Below are 21,787 nucleotides of genomic sequence, written 5' to 3' on the forward strand. Positions count from 1 at the left end.
TTCACCCGTGCGATCGCTCTTCAGACCGCGTGATACGTCCGGTCGAAATAGATCAGGGCGTTGCCGTCGCGACGGGAGCGGATCGAGACGACGCGGCAGAACAGAACGTCGTGCGTGCCGACCTCCGTCACCGTCTGGATCTCGCAGCCGACCGAGACCAGGGCGCCTTCGAGCTCTGGCGTCCCAGATGCGTTCGGGCGCCAAGTCGCCGCCCCGAAGCGCTCGGCGACGGGCGTTCTCCCGCCGAACACGCGGGCAAGCTCCGCCTGCTCGCCCGCGAGGATGTTGACGCAGACCTTGCCGTTCCGCTGGACGGGCGCATGGGCCGACGAGCCGCGGTTCAGGCATATCAGAAGCGTCGGCGGGTCGTCCGTGACGCTGCAAACGGCGCTGGCGGCGAAACCCGCCCGGCCGGCCGGCCCGTCGGTGGTGACGATGGTGACCGCGGCGCCGAGGCGCGCCATCGCGTCGCGGAAAGCCAGGCGGTCGATCCCGTCCCTCTCGACAGGCGCTTCGGCGAGGTCGGGTGCGGCAATCATGGGGCAGAACCCTTCCCAAGAGCGGTAAGGAACGAGCCGACCGCCGCGTTGAACCAGGCGGGCTCGGTGATGTTCACGGCATGGGCGCCGAAGTCCGACAGCGCGAGCGCCGCTTGCGGGATCGCATCGGCGAGGGCCAGCGAGCGCGTGTAGGGGACAAGGAGGTCGTCCCGTGCGGCCACCACCAGCGTCGGGACCGCGATCTCCCCGAGCCGCGCCTCCACGTCGAAGGCGCGCAGGGCCGCGATGCGGGTCAGGACATTGTCCCGTCCCTGGAAGTGCGCGATCCCGTGGGCGATCTCGGCCTCCAGGCGCTCCGCGTTCTCCGTCATCCAGACGGCGGGATAAAGGAACAGCGGCTGCGCCCGCACAAAGGCCTCGACGCCCGCCTTTTCCAAGAGCGTGATGCGCGTATCGAAGCAGCGGCCCGAATGGGGATCGGCCCAGCCCCAAGCGTTGACGAGGACGAGGCTTTCGACCGGCGAGGCGGGCCGCAGCGCGAGGTCGAGCCCGATCAGGCCGCCGAGCGCATGGCCCATGAAGTGGAAGCGATCGATCCCGGCCTTGGCAGCGATCTCCAGAACGTCGTTGGCCATGGCCGCGATTTCACCCGTGGCCCGGCCTCCGCTTCGGTTCGTGCCACGATGGTCGTAAGTGACGACGCGGAAAAGCAAGTGCAGCAGTTCGATCTGCGGCGCCCAATAGGCGTCGGACCCGCCGAGGCCGGACGATAGGACGATCGTCGGGGCGTCCTTACCATCGAGCCCCCGTATCTCGTGATGAAGCGTCATCGGCGGCCGATATGCGCGACGCTCGCGATCTCGATCAGCGCATCGGGCTTTACCAGGCCGCAAAGGACGCAGTAGCGCGCCGGCTTGTCGCCCGGAAAATATTCGGCATAGACCGTATTGACGGCCGTGTAGTTGGCCCAGTCGGTGATGAAGATGTGGTTCATGGTGACGTCCTCCATCGTGCCGCCGACGGTCTCGATCACCGACTTGATGGTTTCGAGGACGTGACGCGTCTGCGCACCCGCGTCGCCGACATGGACGACATCGTTGTTGGCGTCGAAGGGCAGGGTTCCCGAGACGTAGACCACGCCGTCGGCGAGTGTGCCCGGCGAGAAGGGAGCGATCGGCTTCGAGGTGCCTTCGGGAACGACGATGGTTTTGGGCATGGGGGCTCCGGGATCAGATCGAAGGGGAGGGGTGGACGGGGGCGGCCTGCGAGATCGCACCGCAGAAGTCGCCGACCGTCGAGACCCAGCCGAAGAAAGTCTCGATGTTGTAGGCGGTCGCTTCCTGGATGGAGGCGGGGCCCAACTGGTGGGTCGCGTCCTCCAGCATCACCGCGAAATATTCGAGGTGGAACGCGTCGCGCAGAGTGCTCTCGACGCAGACATTCGTGGCGATGCCGACGAAGACGAGGTTGCGGATGCCCCGCGCGCGTAGCGTGCTGTCGAGCGTGGAATTGAAGAAGCCGCTGTAGCGGGTCTTGGGCACCAGGAGGTCGCCCGGCTGCGGCTGCAGGGCATCGACGATCGCGTAGTCCCACGTGCCCTTCGCCAACAGCGTTCCCTGCAGTTCGGGGCGGCGGCGCATCGTCTTCAGCGCGTTCGACTTGTGCCAGTTGGGTGAGCCGGGGCCGCCCGCTTCCTGGTAGTCCTTATCCCAGCCGTTCTGGAGATAGACGACGAGGAGGCCGGCGGCGCGCGCCGCCTCCAGCGCCTTGGCGATGGCGCCGATCGTGGCCTGCGCCCCGGAAATGTCGAAGCCGGCGAGGTCGACATAGCCCCCTGGTGTGGCATAGGCGTTCTGCATGTCGACCACCACGACGGCGGTTTCGTGCGGCTTCAGGGATAGAGGTTCGGGCCGCGCGGGCAGGGTCACGCTCGCGAGCGCTTCCGGCCGCGTGACATGGCCGGCGATCGGAGAAGCGCTCATTCGGCCGCTTCCTGCTGCGGCGCGACGTGGCGACGGGAGGCCATCAACGGCTGGATGCGGGTGCCGAAGGCTTCCACCCCTGCCACGAAGTCGTCGAAGGTGAGGAGCACGCCGCCGGTGCCCGGCACGGACGCCGCCTCGTCAAGCATTCGCGCCACCGTCTCGTAGGACCCGACAAGCGTTCCCATGTTGATGTTCACGGCGGAGACTGGATCGGCCATCTGCCGGACGTTGGTGTCGGTGCCGGACTTGGTGTCGGCGGCGCCCTGAACTCCGAGCCAGGCGATCGCCTCCGCGTCGGCGCCGGCCTTGTAGTGCTCCCACTTGGCGCGAGCCGCCTCGTCGGTCTCGTCGGCGATGATCATGAACAGGACGAAGGTGGAGACGTCCCGCCCCGTCTCATCCGTCGCCGCCTTCAGGCGTTCGGTATTGCCGGAAAAGGCCTTGGGTGTGTTGACGCCGACGCCGAAGCAGAAGTTGTAGTCGGCATGGCGGGCGGAGAAGGCCATGCCGGCATTGGACGAGCCGGCGCAGATGATCTTCACCGGCGCCTGGGGCTGCGGCGACAGGCGGCAGTCGTCCATCTGGAAGAACTCGCCCTTCAGGTCGGACTGTCCGGTGTCCCAGAGCTCGCGCAGGACCGTGGCGTATTCGGCGAGATAATCGTAGCGCCGGGCGAAATACTCGTCGCCGGGCCAGAGCCCCATCTGCGAGTATTCCGGCCGCTGCCAGCCGGTGACGAGGTTGAGCCCGAAGCGTCCGTCCGAAATGCTGTCGATCGTCGCCGCCATCCGGGCGACGATCGCCGGCGGCATCACCAGCGTCGCGGCTGTGGCGAAGAGCTTGATGCGCGTCGTGACGGCAGCCAGGCCCGCCATCAGCGTGAAGCTTTCGAGATTGTGGTCCCAGAACTCGGTCTTGCCGCCGAAGCCGCGCAGCTTGATCATCGACAGCGCGAAGTCGAAGCCGTGCCGTTCTGCATTCTGTACGATCGCCTTGTTCAGCGCGAAGCTCGGTTTGTACTGCGGCGCGTTTTCCGAGATCAGCCAGCCATTGTTCCCGATCGGGATGAAGACACCGATTTCCATCCGTCCTCCTGCTCCAGCACCGCGGCTGGATCGCCGCTCCAGAACAGGAGCAATTCGCGTGCCAGAATAATTTCCGTATTCCGAACAGAGGCTTGCGAAGCGGATGTGCTGGAAGTCCCGTTGGTTCGCCAAAAAAACTGACCAAATGGATAAAAATCGCGGTCGGCTGCCGAATTCCGCGTCATTGGGTGTTCAAGCCGTCAGCACCAAAGGACACGGCATGCCCCGCAAACGCGGCCGCGATCGATCGGCGGGACGCGACGGACGCCCGCCCGTCGGTATCTCAACAAATTGTTTTCATTGAACGAAGTAGCCGCAACCGGGCGATGGGACGGCGGCGATGAGCCACTAGGCCGTTGCATGGCGCCGGCTGCGAACTTGCGCGCCGGAACGGCCGGCTTAGCCGTCCCTCGCTTCCAGCGCCTTCACGGCGCAGACCACCCCGTCCAGGACGGGCAGGCCGAAGCGTGCCGCGAACTGGTCGGCGAGGTCGGCCATGCCGGCGCAGCCGAGCACGATGGCGCCCGACCGATCCTCAGCAAGCGCCGCCGCGATCTCGGCGGCTACCGTCTCGCGCGCCGTGCTGCCCGGTTCTTCCAAGGCCAGGACCGGCACTTCGGAGGCGCGTACCCGGCGGCAGGCGGCGGTCAGCCCATAGACCCGCACGTTGTCCTCGATCACAGGCACGGAGACAGAAAGCGTCGTGACCACGCTGAAAGGGCGCCCTCCAGCGCCCGCCGCCCGCATCGCCGCCTCGCCGATGCCGATCACGGGCTTCAGCGTCAGCGCGCGAGCCCGCTCCAATCCCGTGTCGTCGAAGCAGGCGATCACGATGGCGTCGGCGTCCCCCTCCCGCTCGCAAATCAACGCCAAGAGGCCGGGCTCGGCCGCCGCGCCGTCCGCCGGCCCCTGGATGGAGGGTGGGCCGGCCCGATTGGTGGCCGACAGGATGGAGGTACCCGGCCCTGCGGCCGCGCGGGCTGCCGCCGCGATCTTCTCGGTCATCGAGGCGGTGGCGTTGGGGTTGATGAAGAGGATGCGCATCGGACCCCTCACAGCGTTCCTTTGCCGGCGTCCGACGCTCCGCGCAGCCGCCGGGCCCGCAGGACGAGGCCGGCGCCGAGCGTCGAAGCGATGACCAGGAAGGAGACCGCGGTGGTCAGCGTCCCGAGAGCGTAGATCGCGGGATTGGTGACGGTGGTGGTCAGGCCCTGGAGTTCGAGCGGCAGCGTGTTCGGTCCGCCGATCGCCTGGGAGGTGCGGGCGATCTCGTCCCACGAGAGCGTGAAGCCGAAGAGCGCGACGCCCACGAGATAGGGCGCGATGATCGGCAGCACGACGTGGCGGAACGTCTGCCAGGGCGTCGCGCCGAGATCGCGCGCGGCCTCCTCATAGGCCGGGTCGAAGCGGTTGAAGACGGCGAACATCACCAGCATGCCGAAGGGCAGGGTCCAGGTGAGGTGCGCGCCGAGCGCCGAGGTGAAGAGGCCCATGGCCGACTGGTAGCTTGTCCCCCCGAGACCATAGGCTTTCACGAAGTCGTCGAAGATGCGGAACTCCAGCGCGATGCCGAGCGAGACCGCGATCGATGGCAGGATGAGACTGGCGATCGCCGTATAGAACAGAAGCGTCGAGCCGCGGAACCGCCGCCGGAAGGCGAGGCCCGCCAGCACCGAGATCACGACGGTGAGCACCGTCACCACGAGGCCGAGGCGGAACGAGCGTCCGAACGCGGCCCAGACATCGACGACGCCGAGCCCTTCCCAGAGCACCCCGAACCAGTGCGTCGAGGCGCCGTTCATCGGAAAGGTCAGCCCGCCTTGCGGCCCCTGGAACGACAGGACGAGGACGGTGAGCGTCGGCCCGTAGAGAAACAGGACGAAGAGGGCGAAGAAGACCGCAAGGGGTAGGAAGGCGCGGGAGCGTTTTTCCGGCACTCTACAGTTCCTTGCGGATGTCGACGACGCGAAGGAGCGCGAAGACGATGAGGAGGACGGTGGCGAGCAGCACCACGGCGTTTGCGGCGGCGATTGGGAACTGGAGGTAGCTGATCTCGGTCTGGATCGTCTTGCCGACCGAGGCGATCTGCTGGCCGCCCATCAGGCCGACGGTCACGAAGTCGCCCATCACGATGGTGAGGACGAAGATCGAGCCGATCGCGATGCCGGTCTTGGACAGCGGCATGATCACGTTCCACAGGATCTGCCAGCCGCTCGCGCCCGCGTCACGCGCCGCCTCGATCAGCGAGCGGTCGATGCGCAGCATCGAATTGTAGATCGGCACCACCATGAAGAAGGTGAAGAGGTGCACGAAGGTAAGCGTGACCGAGAAGCTCGAATAAAGAAGCCAGTCGATCGGATGGTCGATGGCGCCGATGCCCATCAAGGTCCGGTTCACCAGTCCCTCGCGGCCGAGCAGCGGAATCCACGAGATCATGCGGATGACGTTGGAGGTCCAGAATGGGATGGTGCAGACGAGGAACAGCACAGACTGCACCGCCTTCGAGCGCACCTCGAACGCGAGGAAATAGGCGATCGTGAAGCCGATCCCGAGCGTCAGCACCCAGACCCGCAGGGCGAAGCCGAGCGTCGAAACATAGGTGCGGAAGGTCGTACAGAGCGTCGGCAGCCGCGTGATGCAGCGGTCGAAGACATCCGCGTAGTTCTGTAGCGTGAAGGCCGGCTGGATCTGGTAGTTGTCGTAGGTCCAGAAGCTCACCATCACGATGAAAGCGAGCGGCACCACCAGGAACAACAGGAAGACCAGCGCCAGCGGCGCCGCCTGAAGATAGGGCGCGAGCCCCGTGCGATCGGACGCGGCCATGCGGCCTCCGTGGGTAGGAACATCGTGGCGCCAGGAGCGCATGGGTCGTGGCGAAGCTGTCGCCCCGGGCCTGGGGTGCAGGGGACCAGCCGTCCCCTGCCAAATCCGCCGCGCTTCAGGCCGCGACGAACTCGTTCCACTTGCGGACCATGTAGGCGTCCTCGTCCATGACGGCGTTCCAGCAGGCGACGGCGCCCATGCGCTCAGTGAACGAGCCGCCGTCGCGGCTGTCGCCGGTCTTGGCGATGACCTGGCCCTGGGGGGAAAGGATGTCCTTCTCTGCGGGCTTGCCCTCCATCCAGTAGGCCCATTCGTAGGGCTCCATGGAGGCCTTGGCGGTGGGCAGGACGGCGGAATAGTAGCCCTGGCGGTTGAGGAAAGCCCCGGCCCAGCCCGACAGGAACCAGTTGACGAACTCGTAGGCCGCATCGAGCTTCGGGCCTTCCAGGGTCGCAGGCAGAGCGAAGCCGGACGCCCAGGCGCGATAGCCTTCCTTCAGGGGCTGGAAGCGGCAGTCGATACCCTTGGCGCGTACGGCGGTGACGGCGGGCGACCACATGGACTGGATCACGGTCTCGCCCGAGGCCATGAGGTTGACGCTCTCGTTGAAATCAGACCAAAGGGCGCGGAACTGACCACCCTGCTTGGCCTCGATCAGCGCGTCGATCGTGAGGTCGATCTCGTCGCGGGTCATGTTTCCCTTGTCGGGATACTTGTACTTGCCGCTCGCCTCGATTGCCATGGCGGCGTCCATGATGCCGATCGAGGGAATGTTGAGGATCGACGCCTTGCCCTTGAATTCGGGGTTGAGGAGTTCGGCCCAGCTCTCGATCGGGCGCTTGATGAGGTCGGGACGGATGCCGAGCGTGTCGGCGTTGTAGGTTGTCGGGATCAACGAGATCCACTCGGTCGGCGTCGCCGAGAACGCCTTGGACTTGTTGGCCTCGAGATAGAGCACCTTCCAAGGCGCGGTGCCCTGGCCGCCGATCGCCTTGCCGTCGATCTCGCCCTTGGTGAAGACAGTGGTGATGTTGTCGAATTCCTTGATGCGCTTGGCATCCATGCCCATCAGGTTGCCGGTCGGCACGAACTTCTTCAGCGAGAAGTATTCGGTGTCGACGATGTCGAACGTATTCGGCTGGGTGATGATGCGCTTGGTCACCTCGTCGGTGGTGACCGGCACATATTCGATGGTGATGCCGAGATCCTCCTTCACCTTGGCGGCGATCTCGGTGGACTGGTTCACCGCCGTGCCGAGATAGCGCAGGGTCTTCGCCTCCTGCGCCCGCGCTCCAGAGACGAAGGGAAAGCCGGTGACCTTGGTGGTCACCACGGTGCCTGCCGCCAGCACCGCGCCGGACTTCAAGAAGGCGCGGCGATCGAGGCCGGAGGTTTTGGGGGTGTCGCTCATGAGGCTTTCTCCTGGGGTGAAGGTCTGGAAGGCGAGGCGTCAGGCGGCCTGGAGGGCGAACTCGTCGCCGCGCGACCAGTGGACGACGCGCGTTTCGCCTAGTTCGGCTGGGGTTGCGTTGAAGAGGTCCTCGGGAATCACGGCGGTGATCTCGCCGGCTTCGCCCGCATGGACGACCACGGTGACGGTGGCTCCCCCGTACTCGACGCCGCGCACCTCGCCGCTGAGCGAACGGGTGTCCGCATCGCCCTGGCCGATCCGCACACGGTCGGCCCGCACCGAGACGGGGCGCCCGTCGAGGTGAAGCACGTTGTGACCGCCCATGAAGCGCGCAACGAATCCGGTGGCAGGGCGATGGAAGACGTCCTGCGGGGAGCCCGCCTGCTCGATCCGCCCGTCGCGCATGATGACCACGAGATCGGCGAGCGCCATCGCCTCGTCCTGGCCGTGGGTGACATGGAGGAAGGAGATGCCAAGCTCACGCTGCAGGCGCTTCAGCTCGGTGCGAACGCGGAGGCGCAGGAACGGGTCGAGCGCGGAAAGCGGCTCGTCGAGGAGAAGGATGCCGGGATCGGTCACAAGGGCGCGGGCGAGCGCCACGCGTTGCTGCTGGCCGCCCGACAGCTGCGCGGGCATGCGCGTCTCGAAGCGGGCGAGGTCGACGAGTTCCATAACGGCGCGCGCCTTGCGGGTGCGCTCGTCACGGGAGGTGCCCTTCATCTTGAGGGAGAAGGCGACGTTCTCCAGCACGGTCAGGTGCGGAAACAGCGCGTAGGACTGGAACATCATGGCGGTGCCGCGCCGGGCGGGGGGCAGGTCGGTCACGTTGCTGGCGCCGAGAATGACGTCGCCGCCCGAAGCGCTCTCGTGGCCGGCGATCACGCGCATGGTCGAGGACTTGCCGCAGCCCGATGGCCCGAGGACGCAGCAATAAGTGCCGGCCGGCACGCGCAAGTCGATCGCGTCCACGGCCGTTGTGGCGCCATAGCGCTTGGTCAGTTTTACAAGTTCGAGGTCTCCAGAGGCCATACGGATGTCTCCACTTCACTTGAAGGGGAGAGAGCAGGAAGCGTGCCAGATTGCTCAGAGCCGGAGGAAAACCGGTGGAGCGGCTTTCCTGCCTCCGGTCGAAAGGGTTGATCTGCCGACTCTGCACAGGAAGGCAGCGCCGGATCGAACAAACTGCCTGTATCGTATACAGGCGTTGTATCCGATTTGCGCGGCGTCAGGGCTTCGCGGGTGGCATGGTTCGTGCAAGAAGCAGCAGGCGGTCGCCGACCGCCTGCTGCGGAGACGACGAGTGCCAGCCGATCTCACCATTGAACGGGGGACCGCTGCCTCCTGGCAGCCCATCTACGACGCCATATTGAACGCGATCGCCAGGCACCGCCTTGGGCCGTGGACCAAGCTCGCGGAGGAGGAGATCGCCGAGATCTACGGCGTCAGCCGCACGGTTGTCCGAGCCGCCCTGCAGGCCCTGGCGCGCGACGGCGTGGTGATCCTCCAACGCAACAAGGGGGCCCGGATCGCCCATCCGACCCCGGAGGAGGCGCGCCAGATCTTTGAGGCGCGGGCCGTGGTCGAGCCGCCGCTTGCCGCTTTGGCGGCTGGCCGCCTGGGGGCCGGCGATGCGGAGATGTTGCGCGCGTCGATCGACGCCGAGCATGGTGCGTTACATGCCGACAACCCACGCGAGGCCGTCTATCATTCCGCCGATTTCCACAGAAGGATCGCGCGCCTATCGGGACAGACTGTGCTGGCCGCGATCGTCGACGGCCTCTTGTCCCGCTCTTCCCTCGTCATCGCGCTTTACTGGCGACAGCCGAGGACGCTTTGCGACAACGCCGCGCATTCGGAGCTGCTGGACGCCTTGACCCGTGGCGACGGCCCAAATGCATCCGAACTCATGCGATGCCATCTCGACGCGCTTCTGGCAGACCTCGATCTTACTTACGCTCTGCCGCCGTCGTCTGACCTCGCCAGCGCCCTGCGAACAATCAGCCGATGACGGTGGAATTTTGGGTAGAGGTGCTTTTTATCCGCCTCTACCGCCTGAACATGCCAGTTTCAGTCTTTCGGTGATGGAGAGCTTCTTCCACACGCTCGAGGTTGAACTCGTTTATCAGTGCCGGTGGGCGACGCAGGCCGAAGCCCGCCAGGCGCTGTTCGGATACATCGAGGGCTACTCCAATCGACACCGCATGCACTCAGCCCTCGGGTATCTCACGCCCGAACAAGCCGAGCAGCCCATGATCGGCTAACCCAGCCTGTCCGCCGAACCGGGGAAAGATCATCGCTCTCAAGCCATGCGATCGCCTTCGGATGGGTGGCAAGCTTATCGGTCATGATCGAGGAAGGCAGGCGGCCCTTCATCACCGTCAGAGACTTGGCCAGAAACCGGTGGAGCGCCTTTCGTGTTGGGGCGCTCCGACAGCAGGAAGTCGATCAGGCAGCCATTCCGATCCACGGCGCGGAACAGGGTTTCCACTCCCCGCCAACGCGAACGTAAGTCTCGTCCCCGCGCCACGAGAGATGCCGGTATCCCTGGTACCAGCCATCGGCGCACCTTGCGGTTCCTGAACCTGCACTACCGCGCCGTCCACCGGATCCTGCGCCGCTGCGAAGCCGTGCTCGTGGACTTCCACAATCAAAGACTCCATTCCGTCGTCACGAAGCCATATGGCTCCAAGGCCATGCGGCTTCGCCGGGCCGTGGCGATCGCCCAGTTGGTGATCGACGTCCTGTCCCGCACTGGGGAGGACTCGGATCATCCGGCGGCACGGGTTCGCGTCGGCATCGACAGCGGTCTGGCGCTGGCCGTGAGCAACGGGCGGCGGGGCCATCGCGAGCCATTGTTCCTGGGCGAGCCGGCCAACCACGCGGCGAAACGCTCCGGTGGCGGGAAAGGCACCGGCATCTACCTCACGCACAACGCGCGCGGGGCGCTCGCGTACCCCAAAGTCGCCGATCCCGACAGCGCGCCGCTGACCGCGGACGAGATCGAGCGTTGCCGGGAGGCTGCGGGCCTTGGGGTGTCCGCGGACGATATCGTGAGGGAGTGGCGGGCCGACCTCGAGGCGAACCCCATCGGAGGATTCGAGTTCAGCGGACATACCCCGCCGTTCGGAAACCTCGACTTCGAAACCCTTTCCGCCAGGAACTCGCGGCGGCAGGATGCGGCGAGCGTCTACGCGGATATTGACGGGTTCACGGATTACGTCAGCCGGAGCGTCGTTTCCGACACCGCCGCCAAGCACGTCGTGCGAGCCCTCCACGTCCTGCGAAGCGAGCTCGATGCCGTCCTCCATGCCGACTTCGGTGGCCGTAAGGTCCGCTTCGTCGGGGACTGTGTCCATGGTCTCCTCGCGGAGGGAACCGCGAGGTCCACCGATGCCGAGGAGACAGTGACCAACATGACGCTCTGCGCCGCGGCCATGCGCAGCAGCTTCGAGCTCGCGCTGGGGAAGCTTGCGGCGGTCGGGACCGACGCGACGTCGCTGGGTCTGGCGATCGGTTTCGAGTACGGACCGATCACGGCGACAAGGCTCGGCATGAAGGGCGACTTGGTCCGATGCTCCGTGAGCCGCGGCGTTCTCGGCTCCGAAGCGGAACAGCGTCGGTGCGGTGGTGACGAGACCGCGATCGGGCAGCGGGCGTACAAGGCGGCCGCGAATCCCGTCAGGGAGCTGTTCGGGACGTCCAGGAAGCTCTCCGGCCTCCGTTACGACCCCGCCGCGCCCGCCCTCGCCGGGAAGGGGGACAGGGTCGCGAAAGCGTCCGTCGCGCTGGCCTCCGGCCTTCTGAAGCCTGCCGCTGCCGCAGCCGATCCCTTCACGTTCCGGAACAGGCCGGCCGGCCCGGCCAAGAGGGACGGCTTCGCTTGATCTGGTACCTCGAGAGTCCCGAGAGGTTCCGGCACGAGCGACAGCAGCTCGAACTCCTGGCGGCCAGGGCTCCGTGGCTCCTGATCACTAAGTGGCACGTCGACGCCGACCTCCGACTAACCGTCGACGCGGAGATCGAGCACGGCGGGAGGACGTGGCCGATCTCCCTGCGCTTCCCGAACCATTTCCCCTTCTCGCCTCCCGTCGTGATGCCCCGAGACGACACGGAACGGTGGTCGCTCCACCAGTACGGTCCCGGCGGGGAACTCTGCCTTGAGTACGGGGCCGACAACTGGGACAGGACCATCTCGGGCCGGATGATGCTCGAGAGCGCACATCGCCTGCTGGCGGGCGAGAGCCCGACGCCCGACGGTCCGGCCGGGAGGTTGCCCTCGAGGCACTCGACCACCCTCGGTCAAGTCCTGCGGGGCTCGCGGTGGAGGCTCGTCCTAACCGCGTTCTCGCAAGGGTTCCTAAACGCGATCCCCGTCGGGACGGTGCTTCACGGACAGGGAACCGTATCCTTCCGCGAGGAGATGGTGCTCTACACGATCAGGTCCTGGGGATCGGATCCCGAATGCGCCGATCCCACCCATCCCGTATCCCTGCGGCAAGAGAACCACGATCGCCCGGTCATGTTCGTTCGGCTGCCCGACGGGGAGGCGTGGCCGCGAACCGACGTTTCCGAAAACTTCCGGGCGGATCTCGCGGCGAACGGTGCCGAGGTGCCTCCGGCCGGGTGCGTCGTCCTGGTTGCTCGCGGCAAGCTCCGTCGCGGCTATTCGGCGTGGGATCAAACGGTCCAGTCGATCGACGTCGTGTCGGCCGATCCTTCGGGGCGCCGGCTCGACGCCGACCACGGGAGCCTGTCCTCCCGGCGTGTCGCCGTCGTGGGATGCGGCTCGCTCGGCAGTAAGGTCGCCGTCAGTCTCGCCCGTTCCGGCGTCGGCAACTTCCTGCTGGTCGACGACGACATCCTGCTGCCGGAGAACCTCGTCCGGCACGAGCTCGACTGGCGCGAGGTCGGCACGCACAAGACGCAGTCCGTCGCGCGCCGCATCGATCTCGTGAACCCGTCGGCCACGGTGGTCACGCGTCAGCATCGCCTGGGGGGCCAAGAAGCGAGCGGCTCGGTGGAGACCTTGATGACCGCGCTGGCCGAATGCGACCTCATCGTGGACGCGTCGGCAACGCCCGAAGTGTTCAACTACCTGTCGGCCGCAACCGAGGTCGGCAAGACCTCGATGATCTGGGCCGAGGTCTACGGCGGCGGGATTGGTGGCTTGGTGGCCAGGCACAGGCCCGGCAAGGAGCCCGAGCCGGCCCTGATGCGGCGCGCGATCGAAAACTGGTGCGCGGAACATGCGCTGCCGATCGAACGGCATCCTTCTCACTACGAGTCCGGCGCCGGGACGTCGACGATGGTCGCGGACGACGCCGACGTCGCGGTCATCGCGGCGCACGCGGCGCGCTTCGCGATCGACGCCCTCATTCCCCGGGAGCCTTCGATCTTCCCCCATTCTGCTTACTTCGTGGGCCTCGGGCCGGGTTGGATATTCTCCCAGCCCTTCGAGACGCATCCCGTCAATGTCGGTGCGCCGTCCGAAAGCGACCGCCCTCCGAACCTGGATGCGGAAGAGGCTGCGGACGAGCGGGCACGGGTAGTCCGGATCTTCCTGGGAACCGCCAATGGAATTGCTGCTTCCTGAAACGCTTGCGAACCGCATGCGTCGCGCCCTGCGCAAGGCGGGCCGCCGGGAGATCGGGGGCCTCCTGATGGCGGAACACCTATCCGCCCGAAGGTTCCGCCTAGTCGATCTCACGATCCAGACGGCGGGGGGCACCCGCGCCAGCTTCGAACGGGACCCGCGCCGCCACCAAGCTGACCTCGACGCCTTCTTCGAACGCACCGGAAAAGATTTCCGACGGTTCAACTACATCGGGGAGTGGCATTCCCACCCATGCTTCGAGGTCTCGCCGAGCGCCAAGGACCTAGCAACGATGGCGGCGATCGTGCGCGACCCCGACGTGGGCGTGAACTTTGCCGTCCTGATCATCGTTCGGTTGGATGGTCGAGGTTCGCTGGCGATGTCGGCGACTGCGGTGCTGGGAGACAGCACGGCCCGCCCGGTATCGGTCTTCGTCGAGCTGGGAGCTCACGGCGGGCGTTCGTCGCCTTGGCGGCGGCTCCTCGGCTTCCTGACATCGTAAAGTGAGGAGCGCACGCGTTTCACCTGGGACGGATGTTCGCATCTGGTGCCGTTCTTCGCCGGTCACGGCCTGCTGGTTGCCTGGGACACACCGTGGGTGCGTTACGAGACCCGTCCCCGTCCGGAAGCGCTTTGCATCGACGGCCACTGGCAGCCCGCCGTCTCAAGCTTCGTCGCTGCCACCGCGTCGGATTTCCGGCGAGTCTATTGCAGCTACTACGATACATCTGTGGCGCCTGCGCCTTCTTCCGGCCGGTTTGGCCGCTGCACCTGATCTTCGGGCTGGCGGTCTGCTGCGGCTTCTCGATGTCGTCCCAGTTCACCGCCTACAACACGATCGCCTACGACCGAATCTCGCCGGCGCAGATGAGTTCGGCGACGAGCTTCTACACGACCTTCCAATAGCTGATGCTGTCGCTCGGCATCTGCGTGGCGGCGCTGGCCCTCTACGGCTCGATGAGCGTCCGGGGCCACGGCGTGCCGGAATTCTCCGACTTCTCGGTGGCCTTCGCGTGGTGGTTGCGATCTCGCTGGTGGCGACGGTCTGGAACCTTCGTTTTGCGGTGGTTGCCGGCCGCGAGATCAGCGGCCACGGCCGCGTGGCCGAGAATACGAGGCGTTCCGCGGCCGACGCGAGCGAGGCACTTGAGCACGCCAGTTAACGGCAATGGTCTGCCCCCTGAAAAGTGGTCCTCCCTGAAGTAGGCTTTTGAGCGGATGGAGGATGCCCAGATGGGACAGAAGAAGCACAGGCCTGAAGAGATCGTCGCCAAGCTTCGGTAAGTGGACGTGCTGTTGTCGCAAGGCCGCCCGGTGGCGGAAGCGGTGCGCACGATCAGCGTGACGCCGTTCACGTACTACCTCTATGGACGGCTCTCCCGTTGCAAGCTGGTTTTGAACTGATCCGCGTTGGTCTGTTGCAAACATCTATCCGGCGTCACCCGGTTCCGGGGCGCCCAAATGGCAAATCCGCTCGCGCACGCCTCTACAGCTGGTAGGCCTCGAAGGCCTCGATAGTAATCAGGCTCTTTGCGCGCCGGTCCTTACCTCGTGCGTTTCATTTCTCCGTCAGCTCGCAATCACGAGGGCAGGCTCTTCAGGCAGCGGCGCGGTAAGGCTCGCCTGTTCGAAGCACGGCCCAGATGATCCGTGCGTTCTTATTGGCGACAGCAACCGTTGCCCGGTTGAAGCCACGTCGCTCCCGAAGCTGGTTGACCCATTGGTTCAGCGGGTCGGTCTTGTTGGTGCAGGTTCTCACCACGGCTCTGGCGCCGTGAACGAGAAGGCTGCGTAGATGTTGGCTGCCGCGCTTCGAGATGCCCATCAGCACGGTGCGATCGCCGCTTGAGAACTGGCGCGGCACCAGCCCGACCCACGCGGCAAGATGGCGGCCGTTCTTGAACTCGGCGCCGTTGCCGACAGCCGCAACGATCGCCGTGGCGGTCTTCGGGCCGACACCTTTGATCTTGGCGATGCGCTGGCAAGGTTCACTCTCGCGGAACACCCGCTCGATCTTCTTGTCGAAGGAGCCGATCCGGCGATCGAGATCCCGGAAGAGATCGTAAAGCTCGTGCATGGTCTCGCGTGCCATCGGCGTCAGTTCGTTGTTGAAGTCAGCCAGGATGTCGGGGATCAGTCTGCGAGCGCAGGTGATGCTCTTGGGCATGGCCAGGCCGCGATCAAGCAGAAGCCCCCGGATCTGACTGACGACGGCCGTGCGATGGTTCACCATGCGCTGGCGAGCTCGATGAAGGGCTTGGATGTCTTGCTGCTCGATCGTCTTCTTCGGCACCAGCGGGATATGGGGCTGCCGGGCGGCGGTGCAGATCGCCTCGGCATCGTTGCCGTCGTTCTTCTGCCGCCGCACGAAGGGCTTCACATACTGCGGACTGATGATCTTCACGTGATGGCCGAGCGCCTCGAACTTACGAGCCCAAGTGAAGGCGCCCGTGCAGGCTTCGACAACAATCGTGCATGGCTGGGTTTGCGCCACTACTTCTAGAAGCTGATCGCGCATGACACGCCGCTTCAGCACAACACGACCTGCGGCATTGACGCCGTGGAGTTGGAAAACGTTCTTGGCGAGGTCGATGCCGAGGATGTCGAGGGTCATCTTCGTGTCTCCTTTCCTGTTGGCAGATCTGAAGTCTGCGCCCCGAGAGGGAGAGCCGTCCATGCCATTAGCTGGCGCAAGGAGTTCGGCGGCCTGAAGGTCGAGCAAGTGAAGCGTCTGAAGGAGCTTGGACGAGAGAACGAGCGCCTTCGCAAAGCCGTTTCGGACTTGACGCTGGAGAAGCTGATCCTGGAGGAAGCCGCATCGGGAAACTGGTGAGCCCCGCCCGACGCCGCCGCTGCATCGAGCACGTCATGGAGAAGTTCAGCGTTTCGGAGCGGTTGGCGTGCCGGGTTCTGGGGTAGCATCGATCAACACAACGCAAGTTCCCGAAGGAGCGTGCGGACGATGCAGCGCTGACGGCCGATATCATCGGGTTGGCGACGCAGTATGGACGCCACGGATACCGCCGGATCGCCGCTCTGCCGGCGAGTGCCCGGTGGGTCGTGAACGTGAAGCGGGTTGAGCGGATCTGGCGGCCCGCAAGCTGAAGGCGATCGACGTCCTGTCCGACCTGTTTATCCTGCGCGGCGTGCCTGGTTATGTTCGTTCCTACAACGGTCCGCAGTTCGTCGCCAGGGCGGCGCGCATATGGATCACGGCGGTTGGCGCTAGAACCGCCGCGATCGAGCCGGGTTCGCCCTGAGGGAACGGGTATTGCGAAAGCTTCAACTCGAAACTCCGGGACGAGCTTCTGAACGTCGAGGCCTTCCACAGCCTGCGCGAGGCCGAGATCGTCATGGAAGGTTGACGTCAGTTCGACAACACGAGGCGACCGTATTCCTTGCTCGGCTTCAAACCACTCGCACCCGCCGCCGCGCCATGGCCGGCTGCGGCACCCCAACCCGCTTCGCCGGCCACCTCAGCCGTGGCCGGCAAGCCAGCCATGCATGAGAGTTCAACCGGGCCACCTGATGGGGGCAGGCCTAACCCTCAGCGCCGACAACGAAATCGCTGTTACGTCCTGTGCCTTCCTGTTCGGTCACGGCCACGGAAAGGGTTGACTTTCGAAAATCATCTTTGCCGCAAACCAAATCTTAACTTCCAATTCATTTTCCCGGCTCATCGTCCCTTTCAGCCCCAAAATAACCTTGGGGAAGATACACTCGGGACCGTGTCGATGCTCCAGCACTTCAAGATATCGACCAAGATCATTTCGGCCGTCGTGCTTGTCAGCCTGATCGGTCTTACTCTTTCGTTCTACTCTGCCGTGCAGATGAAGCGCATGGACACGTCCTATCATTACCTGATCGATCAGCGCGATGCGGGCGTCATGCAAGTCCTGCGTGCGAGCCGCGTCACGAACCAGATCGCCTACGCCGCCTATATGACCATGGCCTACGACGCGCAGTCGGCCCAGGCGAAGAAAGCCGGCGCCGATGTCGAAAAGGGGATCGACGGTGTTGGCAAGCTCTTCGGCGATGCCCTGGCGAAACTTCCCGACGCCCGGTCGGACATCGATGCCCTGTCGGCGACCTTCGCGCGGGTTTCGGAACAGGCCCGGCAGGGCGCCGCGCTCGCGATCAAGGACGACGACAACGCGGCGCGCACCGTTCTGACGGGCATGGACGGCGCGATCGAAGACTACATGAAGCAGTCGGTGTCTCTCGGCGACAAGCTCATCGCCGACAACAAGAGCCGCTCCACCGCGCTGGAGGGCGACGCCGGCAGCACGATCTTCATGACCCTTGCGGGGACGCTCGCCGGTATGCTGCTCGGCATCGGCGGCGCCATGTTCGTGTCGGCCAAGGGCATCACGGGGCCGCTCCGGCTTCTGGGCGACCGGATGGCGAGGCTCGCCGGCGGCGATCTTTCCGTTTCCATCGATGGCCAGGATCGCCGCGACGAGGTCGGCGCGATGGCGAAGGCCGTGCAGGTGTTCAAGGACGCCGCCGTGGAGAACAAGCGGCTGGAAGGCGAGGCCAGCGCCGCGCGCCAGGCGCAGGCCAGCCAGCGCGACCGCCAGTCGGCGATCGACAACGCCAAGGCCGAGGACCTGAAGCTCTTCGTGCATGCCGTGGAAGCAGGCTTCCGCGACCTGTCGGCGGGCGATCTGAGGGTGCGGATGACGCAAGCAGTGGCGCCGGAATTCGAGCCGATCCGGGCGCAGTTCAACGAATCCGTCGCGCAACTGGAAGACACGATCGGCTCGGTGGTGGGCGCGGTCGGATCGATGCGCGTCGGCCTGAACCAGATCACGGTGGCGGCGGGAGACCTGTCGCAACGCACCGAGCAGCAGGCGGCGAGCTTGGAGGAAACCGTCGCGGCCTTGTCGGAAGTGGTGCGCGGCGTGGATACGACGGCCCAAAGCGCCGACGACGCGCGCTCGGCCGCCTCGCTCGCCCAGATGGAAGCCGAAAAGGGCGGCGCGGTGGTGGCCGAGGCGGTGGCCGCGATGAGCGAGATCGAGCAGTCTTCCGAAAAGATCGGGCGCATCATCTCGGTGATCGACGAAATCGCCTTCCAGACCAATCTCCTCGCCTTGAACGCGGGCGTGGAAGCCGCGCGCGCCGGCGAAGCGGGACGGGGCTTTGCGGTGGTGGCGCAGGAAGTGCGGGGGCTCGCCCAGCGCTCGGCGGAAGCGGCCAAGGAGATCAAAAGCCTGATCCACACCTCCTCGCAGCAGGTGGCCCACGGCGTGGAACTCGTGTCGGCGTCGGGCCGCTCACTGGAGGAGATCGTGACCCAAGTGGGCGGCGTCGCCAAGGTCATCACCCAGATGGCGCATTCGGCCCGCGAACAGGCGGTGAGCTTGAAGGAAGTCTCCACCGCCGCCGACCAGATGGACAAGGTCACGCAGCAGAACGCCGCGATGGTGGAGGAAACCACGGCGGCCGCGCAGTCGCTGTCCGGCGAAACCGAGCAGCTCGCGACGCTGGTCGAGAACTTCCGCACCAAGGCGGCCACGGGCGGGCAAGCGCCGCTGTCGCCCGCTCACAAGGTGGCCAAGGCTCTCACCGCGCCCAGCAACGCCGTGCCGCAGATGCGGACCGTTGGACGGGGAGGGGCCGCTCTCAAGGCAACCGTCGCCCCGGACGACTGGAAAGAGTTCTGAGCGGTCGAGGAGGAGGCGACAATGAACGCCACGGCAAGCGAACATAACGGCATGCGCGAACTCATCGCCTTTCGCATCGGCGAGCAGGAATATTGCATCGACATCATGCAGGTGCGGGAGATCCGGGGCTTCGCCACGGCCACGCCTTTGCCGCACTCGCCGGGCTTCGTGGTGGGCGTCATCAACCTGCGCGGCACGATCCTGCCGATCATCGACCTGTCCGACCGGCTCGGCTTCGACCCGATCCGCACGACGCCGCGCTCCGTGATCATCGTGGTGGAACGCGGCCAGCAACTGGTGGGCCTTCTGGTGGACGGCGTGTCGGACATCATCTCGGCCGACGACGACCTCCTGCAGCCGACCCCCGAAATCGCCTCGACCCGCACCCATTCCTTTGTGCGCGGCGTGATGACCTTCGAAGGGCGGATGATCTCCATGATCGCCGTGGACGCGCTCGTGCCGGACGAGCGCCTCGCGGCCTGAGCCTTCCGGCGGGCCCGGCTTCGCCCGTTTGAAGCCGGGATCAGGCGTTCCGCGACAGCGCCGCCATCAGTTCCGGCGTTCCGCCCCGAACGCCGTGATCGCCCGCGCCGCGATCTTGCGTTTCCACGAGGAGCCCGGCTTCGCGGCACAGAACGACGCCCCCCGCCATGTCCCACATGGTGGTGGTCGGCTGGAGATGGCCGTCGAGCCGACCGAGCGCGGCGAACATCATCGACACGGAGGTGCAGTGGTAGGAATGGGCGTACCATCCCGCCCGGCGCACCCGCGAATAAAGGTCGATCATCTCGGTCAAATCGTCGTCGGCGCTGTCGCCGAGCGACACCAGCCCGAGGCTCGGCGGCCGGGAGCGGGCGTCGTGCGCCTGTCCGTTGAAGATAAGGCCGCAGCCGCTCGCCCCGGCCAGCGCTTCGCGCAGGACCGGCGCTTCCACCGCGCCGACCACCGGCTCGCCGTCCACCACATAGCCCAACGACACGCCCCAAAGCGGCGATCCGGCGAGGAAATTCGAGGTGCCGTCGATCGGATCGACGATCCAGTAGCGGCTCGCCGCCTCGCCGCCTTCCTCCTCGCCCACCACCGCCTCGCCCGGGAAACGCTCGTGGAGGAGGGCGCGCACCTGCCGTTCGATCGTCCGGTCGGCCTCCGTCACGAAGTCGCGCGGGCGCTTCACGTCGATGCCGAGCTCGTTGCGGCGCTCGAAAAAGGCGAGCGCGGCGCGCGCGGCCTCGGCCACGACCGCGGCTGCGGCTTCGCGACGGGCGATCAGGTCTTCGGCGTTCATCGCGCGGCGCTCCGGTGGCGGGTACCGAGCCAGGCGATCAGGGCTTCGGCGCGGTCGGTCTGGATCGCCCCGCAACCCGTGTCAAGCAGCGCGCCCCAGACCGCCTCCGGGTCCTCGGCGGCACGGCTGTCGCTGAAATCGAGGCTATGGGAACAATCGAGGCTGTTGGCCCAGTGCCGGATGCCGGCGGCCTCGCGGGCCCCGCGCGCCTCGTGGAGCGCGGCGAGGCTGTCGAAATGGCATTCGATCATGGCGGGGGCGATCCGCGCGACGGCCTCCACCTGCGCTTTCGCGCGGCCGGATTGCAGCTTGAACACCGGCATGAAGGGAATCTGCCCGAAAAAGGGAAAGTCCTCCGCGGGCCAGCGCGGGGCCGAGGGATCGACCTCCGCCTTCACGATCACTTCCCCCTCCATCCCCATGTCGAGAACGAGACGGCCCACGGCGGGCAGGTCGCGCGGATGCTTGGTGTCGATGTTGAGAAGAATGCGCCCGCGCGCGGCTTCCAGCATTTCGGCCAGGGTCGGCAGCGGATGGTCCGTGGCCGGCGCGTCCCCGCCGCCTTCGCCGGCGCGCAGGCGCAAACGGCCCCGGTCGGCATCGCTTGAGGCAGCGACGGGCCCCCCTCCCGTGGTGGTGCGCTCCAGCGTGTCGTCGTGGACAACCAGAAGCGTGCCGTCGCGATTGGCCTGCGTGTCGAGTTCCATCATGTCGACGCCGAGCGCCACGGCCCGCTCCAGCGCGGCAACCGAATTCTCGGGGGCCCGGTCGAAGACGCCGCGATGGGCGATCACCAGAACGCATGGATTTTGCGGCGACAAGGCGGTCTCGACGGGCGAGGGGGGCGAGGCGGCGCGAAGGAGGGAGGACATCGGCGGCTTTTCCAAAACGACGGCGGTTGGCGTCCTCATGCCCTCGGCTGCGTGTAGCCTTGATGACGGCGCGGCATTCGGCGGCCCCGGATGGGCGATGTCGAACTGTCATAGGGTAGGACCAGGGTCGCGCCTCGCCCCACCGGCAAGGAAGTTGGCCTGTCATCCGGCGAGGCCGACAAGCCTGGTGCCTACAAGGGCTCGCTCGATGCCGGCACGCGCTTCATCCCGACCTGGGTGAAGGTAGCGGTCGCCTTCGCGCTTGGTCTGGGCACCACGATCGGCTGGAAGCGCATCGTCGTGACCGTCGGCGAGAAGATCGGCAAGCAGCATTTGATCTACGGCCAGGGCGCTTCCGCCGAGATCACGGCCATGGCGACGATCGGGCTGGCGGACGGCTACGGCCTGCCGGTGTCCACGACGCATGTCTGTCCACCGGCGTCGCCGGCACCATGCTGGCGAACGGCTCGGGCCCCCAGATGTCCACCCTCCGCAGCCTTGCCCATCTCCATGCTGCTGGCCGGCGGTCTTTATTTTCTGTTCGTCCAGATTTTCTGAAGCGCG

At 66.0% G+C, this 21,787-nt stretch carries 22 protein-coding genes and 5 pseudogenes; 12 read left to right on the forward strand and 15 right to left on the reverse strand.

Going from position 1 to position 21,787, the window contains the following annotated elements:
- Nucleotides 1–20: 20 nt before the first annotated feature.
- From F9929_RS19985 to F9929_RS20030, 10 genes are all read right to left on the reverse strand, one after another.
- On the reverse strand, nucleotides 21–539 hold the full coding sequence (locus tag F9929_RS19985) for a flavin reductase (RefSeq protein WP_152048318.1): 519 nt from the start codon (nucleotides 537–539) through the stop codon (nucleotides 21–23).
- Nucleotides 536–1,330 carry a pyrimidine utilization protein D gene (gene rutD / locus F9929_RS19990; protein WP_152048319.1) on the reverse strand — a complete coding sequence of 265 codons (795 nt, stop codon included), beginning with the start codon at nucleotides 1,328–1,330 and terminating at the stop codon, nucleotides 536–538. Before rutD ends, F9929_RS19985 begins: the two co-directional genes overlap by 4 nt.
- Entirely contained in the window at nucleotides 1,327–1,716 is a 390-nt protein-coding gene (gene rutC / locus F9929_RS19995) for a pyrimidine utilization protein C (protein WP_152048320.1), read from the reverse strand. The genes rutD and rutC overlap by 4 nt, the downstream gene beginning before the upstream one ends.
- 13 nt (nucleotides 1,717–1,729) lie before the next feature.
- Entirely contained in the window at nucleotides 1,730–2,482 is a 753-nt protein-coding gene (gene rutB / locus F9929_RS20000; protein WP_152048321.1) for a pyrimidine utilization protein B, read from the reverse strand.
- A complete protein-coding gene (gene rutA, locus F9929_RS20005; RefSeq protein WP_152048322.1) occupies nucleotides 2,479–3,570 on the reverse strand; it encodes a pyrimidine utilization protein A in 1,092 nt (363 codons plus the stop codon). Before rutA ends, rutB begins: the two co-directional genes overlap by 4 nt.
- 399 nt (nucleotides 3,571–3,969) lie before the next feature.
- The gene (locus tag F9929_RS20010) at nucleotides 3,970–4,614 is read right to left on the reverse strand and encodes an aspartate/glutamate racemase family protein (protein ID WP_152048323.1); all 645 of its coding nucleotides are present in this window, start codon (nucleotides 4,612–4,614) and stop codon (nucleotides 3,970–3,972) included.
- Between the two features lie 8 nt (nucleotides 4,615–4,622).
- On the reverse strand, nucleotides 4,623–5,507 hold the full coding sequence (locus F9929_RS20015; protein WP_152048324.1) for an ABC transporter permease: 885 nt from the start codon (nucleotides 5,505–5,507) through the stop codon (nucleotides 4,623–4,625).
- 1 nt (nucleotide 5,508) lies between these two features.
- Entirely contained in the window at nucleotides 5,509–6,393 is an 885-nt protein-coding gene (locus F9929_RS20020) for an ABC transporter permease (RefSeq protein WP_193227842.1), read from the reverse strand.
- A 115-nt stretch (nucleotides 6,394–6,508) separates the two neighbouring features.
- A complete protein-coding gene (locus F9929_RS20025) occupies nucleotides 6,509–7,804 on the reverse strand; it encodes an ABC transporter substrate-binding protein (RefSeq protein WP_152048326.1) in 1,296 nt (431 codons plus the stop codon).
- Between the two features lie 39 nt (nucleotides 7,805–7,843).
- A complete protein-coding gene (locus F9929_RS20030) occupies nucleotides 7,844–8,833 on the reverse strand; it encodes an ABC transporter ATP-binding protein (protein ID WP_152048327.1) in 990 nt (329 codons plus the stop codon).
- Nucleotides 8,834–9,104: 271 nt separating this feature from the next.
- On the opposite strand from F9929_RS20030, the gene F9929_RS20035 reads away from it, so the two are divergent.
- Together F9929_RS20035 and F9929_RS20040 are read left to right on the forward strand one after the other, a co-directional pair.
- On the forward strand, nucleotides 9,105–9,812 hold the full coding sequence (locus tag F9929_RS20035; protein WP_235919460.1) for a GntR family transcriptional regulator: 708 nt from the start codon (nucleotides 9,105–9,107) through the stop codon (nucleotides 9,810–9,812).
- A 73-nt stretch (nucleotides 9,813–9,885) separates the two neighbouring features.
- Nucleotides 9,886–10,065: pseudogene (locus tag F9929_RS20040) on the forward strand (IS3 family transposase); the annotation flags it as partial.
- Between the two features lie 161 nt (nucleotides 10,066–10,226).
- Here the strand turns inward: F9929_RS20040 and F9929_RS24895 are convergent.
- A pseudogene (locus F9929_RS24895) lies at nucleotides 10,227–10,333 on the reverse strand (DDE-type integrase/transposase/recombinase); the annotation flags it as partial.
- 38 nt (nucleotides 10,334–10,371) lie between these two features.
- Here F9929_RS24895 and F9929_RS20045 point away from each other — a divergent pair.
- From F9929_RS20045 to F9929_RS20065, 6 genes and pseudogenes are all read left to right on the forward strand, one after another.
- Entirely contained in the window at nucleotides 10,372–11,688 is a 1,317-nt protein-coding gene (locus F9929_RS20045; RefSeq protein WP_235919462.1) for an adenylate/guanylate cyclase domain-containing protein, read from the forward strand.
- Nucleotides 11,685–13,397, forward strand: coding sequence for a ThiF family adenylyltransferase (locus F9929_RS20050; protein WP_152048330.1), 1,713 nt, complete (start codon nucleotides 11,685–11,687; stop codon nucleotides 13,395–13,397). Before F9929_RS20045 ends, F9929_RS20050 begins: the two co-directional genes overlap by 4 nt.
- The gene (locus F9929_RS20055; RefSeq protein ID WP_152048331.1) at nucleotides 13,378–13,899 is read left to right on the forward strand and encodes a Mov34/MPN/PAD-1 family protein; all 522 of its coding nucleotides are present in this window, start codon (nucleotides 13,378–13,380) and stop codon (nucleotides 13,897–13,899) included. The genes F9929_RS20050 and F9929_RS20055 overlap by 20 nt, the downstream gene beginning before the upstream one ends.
- A gap of 206 nt (nucleotides 13,900–14,105) precedes the next feature.
- On the forward strand, nucleotides 14,106–14,303 hold the full coding sequence (locus F9929_RS24900; RefSeq protein ID WP_193227843.1) for a hypothetical protein: 198 nt from the start codon (nucleotides 14,106–14,108) through the stop codon (nucleotides 14,301–14,303).
- A gap of 107 nt (nucleotides 14,304–14,410) precedes the next feature.
- Nucleotides 14,411–14,560, forward strand: coding sequence for a hypothetical protein (locus tag F9929_RS24905; RefSeq protein ID WP_193227844.1), 150 nt, complete (start codon nucleotides 14,411–14,413; stop codon nucleotides 14,558–14,560).
- Between the two features lie 70 nt (nucleotides 14,561–14,630).
- Nucleotides 14,631–14,759 (forward strand): annotated as a pseudogene (locus F9929_RS20065) (IS3 family transposase); the annotation flags it as partial.
- A 235-nt stretch (nucleotides 14,760–14,994) separates the two neighbouring features.
- On the opposite strand, the gene F9929_RS20070 reads toward F9929_RS20065, so the two are convergent.
- A complete protein-coding gene (locus F9929_RS20070) occupies nucleotides 14,995–16,011 on the reverse strand; it encodes an IS110 family RNA-guided transposase (protein WP_152048332.1) in 1,017 nt (338 codons plus the stop codon).
- Between F9929_RS20070 and F9929_RS20075 the strand changes: the two are divergent.
- Nucleotides 15,964–16,738: pseudogene (locus F9929_RS20075) on the forward strand (integrase core domain-containing protein); the annotation flags it as partial. The gene F9929_RS20070 and the pseudogene F9929_RS20075 sit on opposite strands and share 48 nt — an antisense overlap.
- Before the next feature lie 26 nt (nucleotides 16,739–16,764).
- Here F9929_RS20075 and F9929_RS24760 read toward each other — a convergent pair.
- Nucleotides 16,765–16,899, reverse strand: a complete 135-nt coding sequence (locus F9929_RS24760; protein WP_268915683.1) for a hypothetical protein — start codon at nucleotides 16,897–16,899, stop codon at nucleotides 16,765–16,767.
- 232 nt (nucleotides 16,900–17,131) lie between these two features.
- Between F9929_RS24760 and F9929_RS20080 the strand changes: the two genes are divergently transcribed.
- Entirely contained in the window at nucleotides 17,132–19,066 is a 1,935-nt protein-coding gene (locus tag F9929_RS20080; protein WP_152048409.1) for a methyl-accepting chemotaxis protein, read from the forward strand.
- 21 nt (nucleotides 19,067–19,087) lie between these two features.
- Nucleotides 19,088–19,549 (forward strand): chemotaxis protein CheW, encoded by a 462-nt coding sequence (locus tag F9929_RS20085; protein ID WP_152048333.1) that lies wholly within the window; start codon nucleotides 19,088–19,090, stop codon nucleotides 19,547–19,549.
- Between the two features lie 40 nt (nucleotides 19,550–19,589).
- Here F9929_RS20085 and F9929_RS20090 read toward each other — a convergent pair whose 3' ends face one another.
- Both F9929_RS20090 and F9929_RS20095 read right to left on the reverse strand, forming a co-directional pair.
- A complete protein-coding gene (locus F9929_RS20090) occupies nucleotides 19,590–20,351 on the reverse strand; it encodes an inositol monophosphatase family protein (protein ID WP_152048334.1) in 762 nt (253 codons plus the stop codon).
- Nucleotides 20,348–21,223: a glycerophosphodiester phosphodiesterase family protein gene (locus F9929_RS20095; protein ID WP_193227845.1), complete on the reverse strand. Its 876-nt coding sequence runs from the start codon at nucleotides 21,221–21,223 to the stop codon at nucleotides 20,348–20,350. Before F9929_RS20095 ends, F9929_RS20090 begins: the two co-directional genes overlap by 4 nt.
- Before the next feature lie 147 nt (nucleotides 21,224–21,370).
- On the opposite strand from F9929_RS20095, the pseudogene F9929_RS20100 reads away from it, so the two are divergent.
- Nucleotides 21,371–21,781 (forward strand): annotated as a pseudogene (locus F9929_RS20100) (inorganic phosphate transporter); the annotation flags it as partial.
- Nucleotides 21,782–21,787 lie beyond the last annotated feature (6 nt).

The sequence above is a fragment of the Aureimonas psammosilenae genome, assembly GCF_009176975.1.
In the GTDB taxonomy this organism is placed as follows: Bacteria; Pseudomonadota; Alphaproteobacteria; order Rhizobiales; family Rhizobiaceae; genus Plantimonas; species Plantimonas psammosilenae.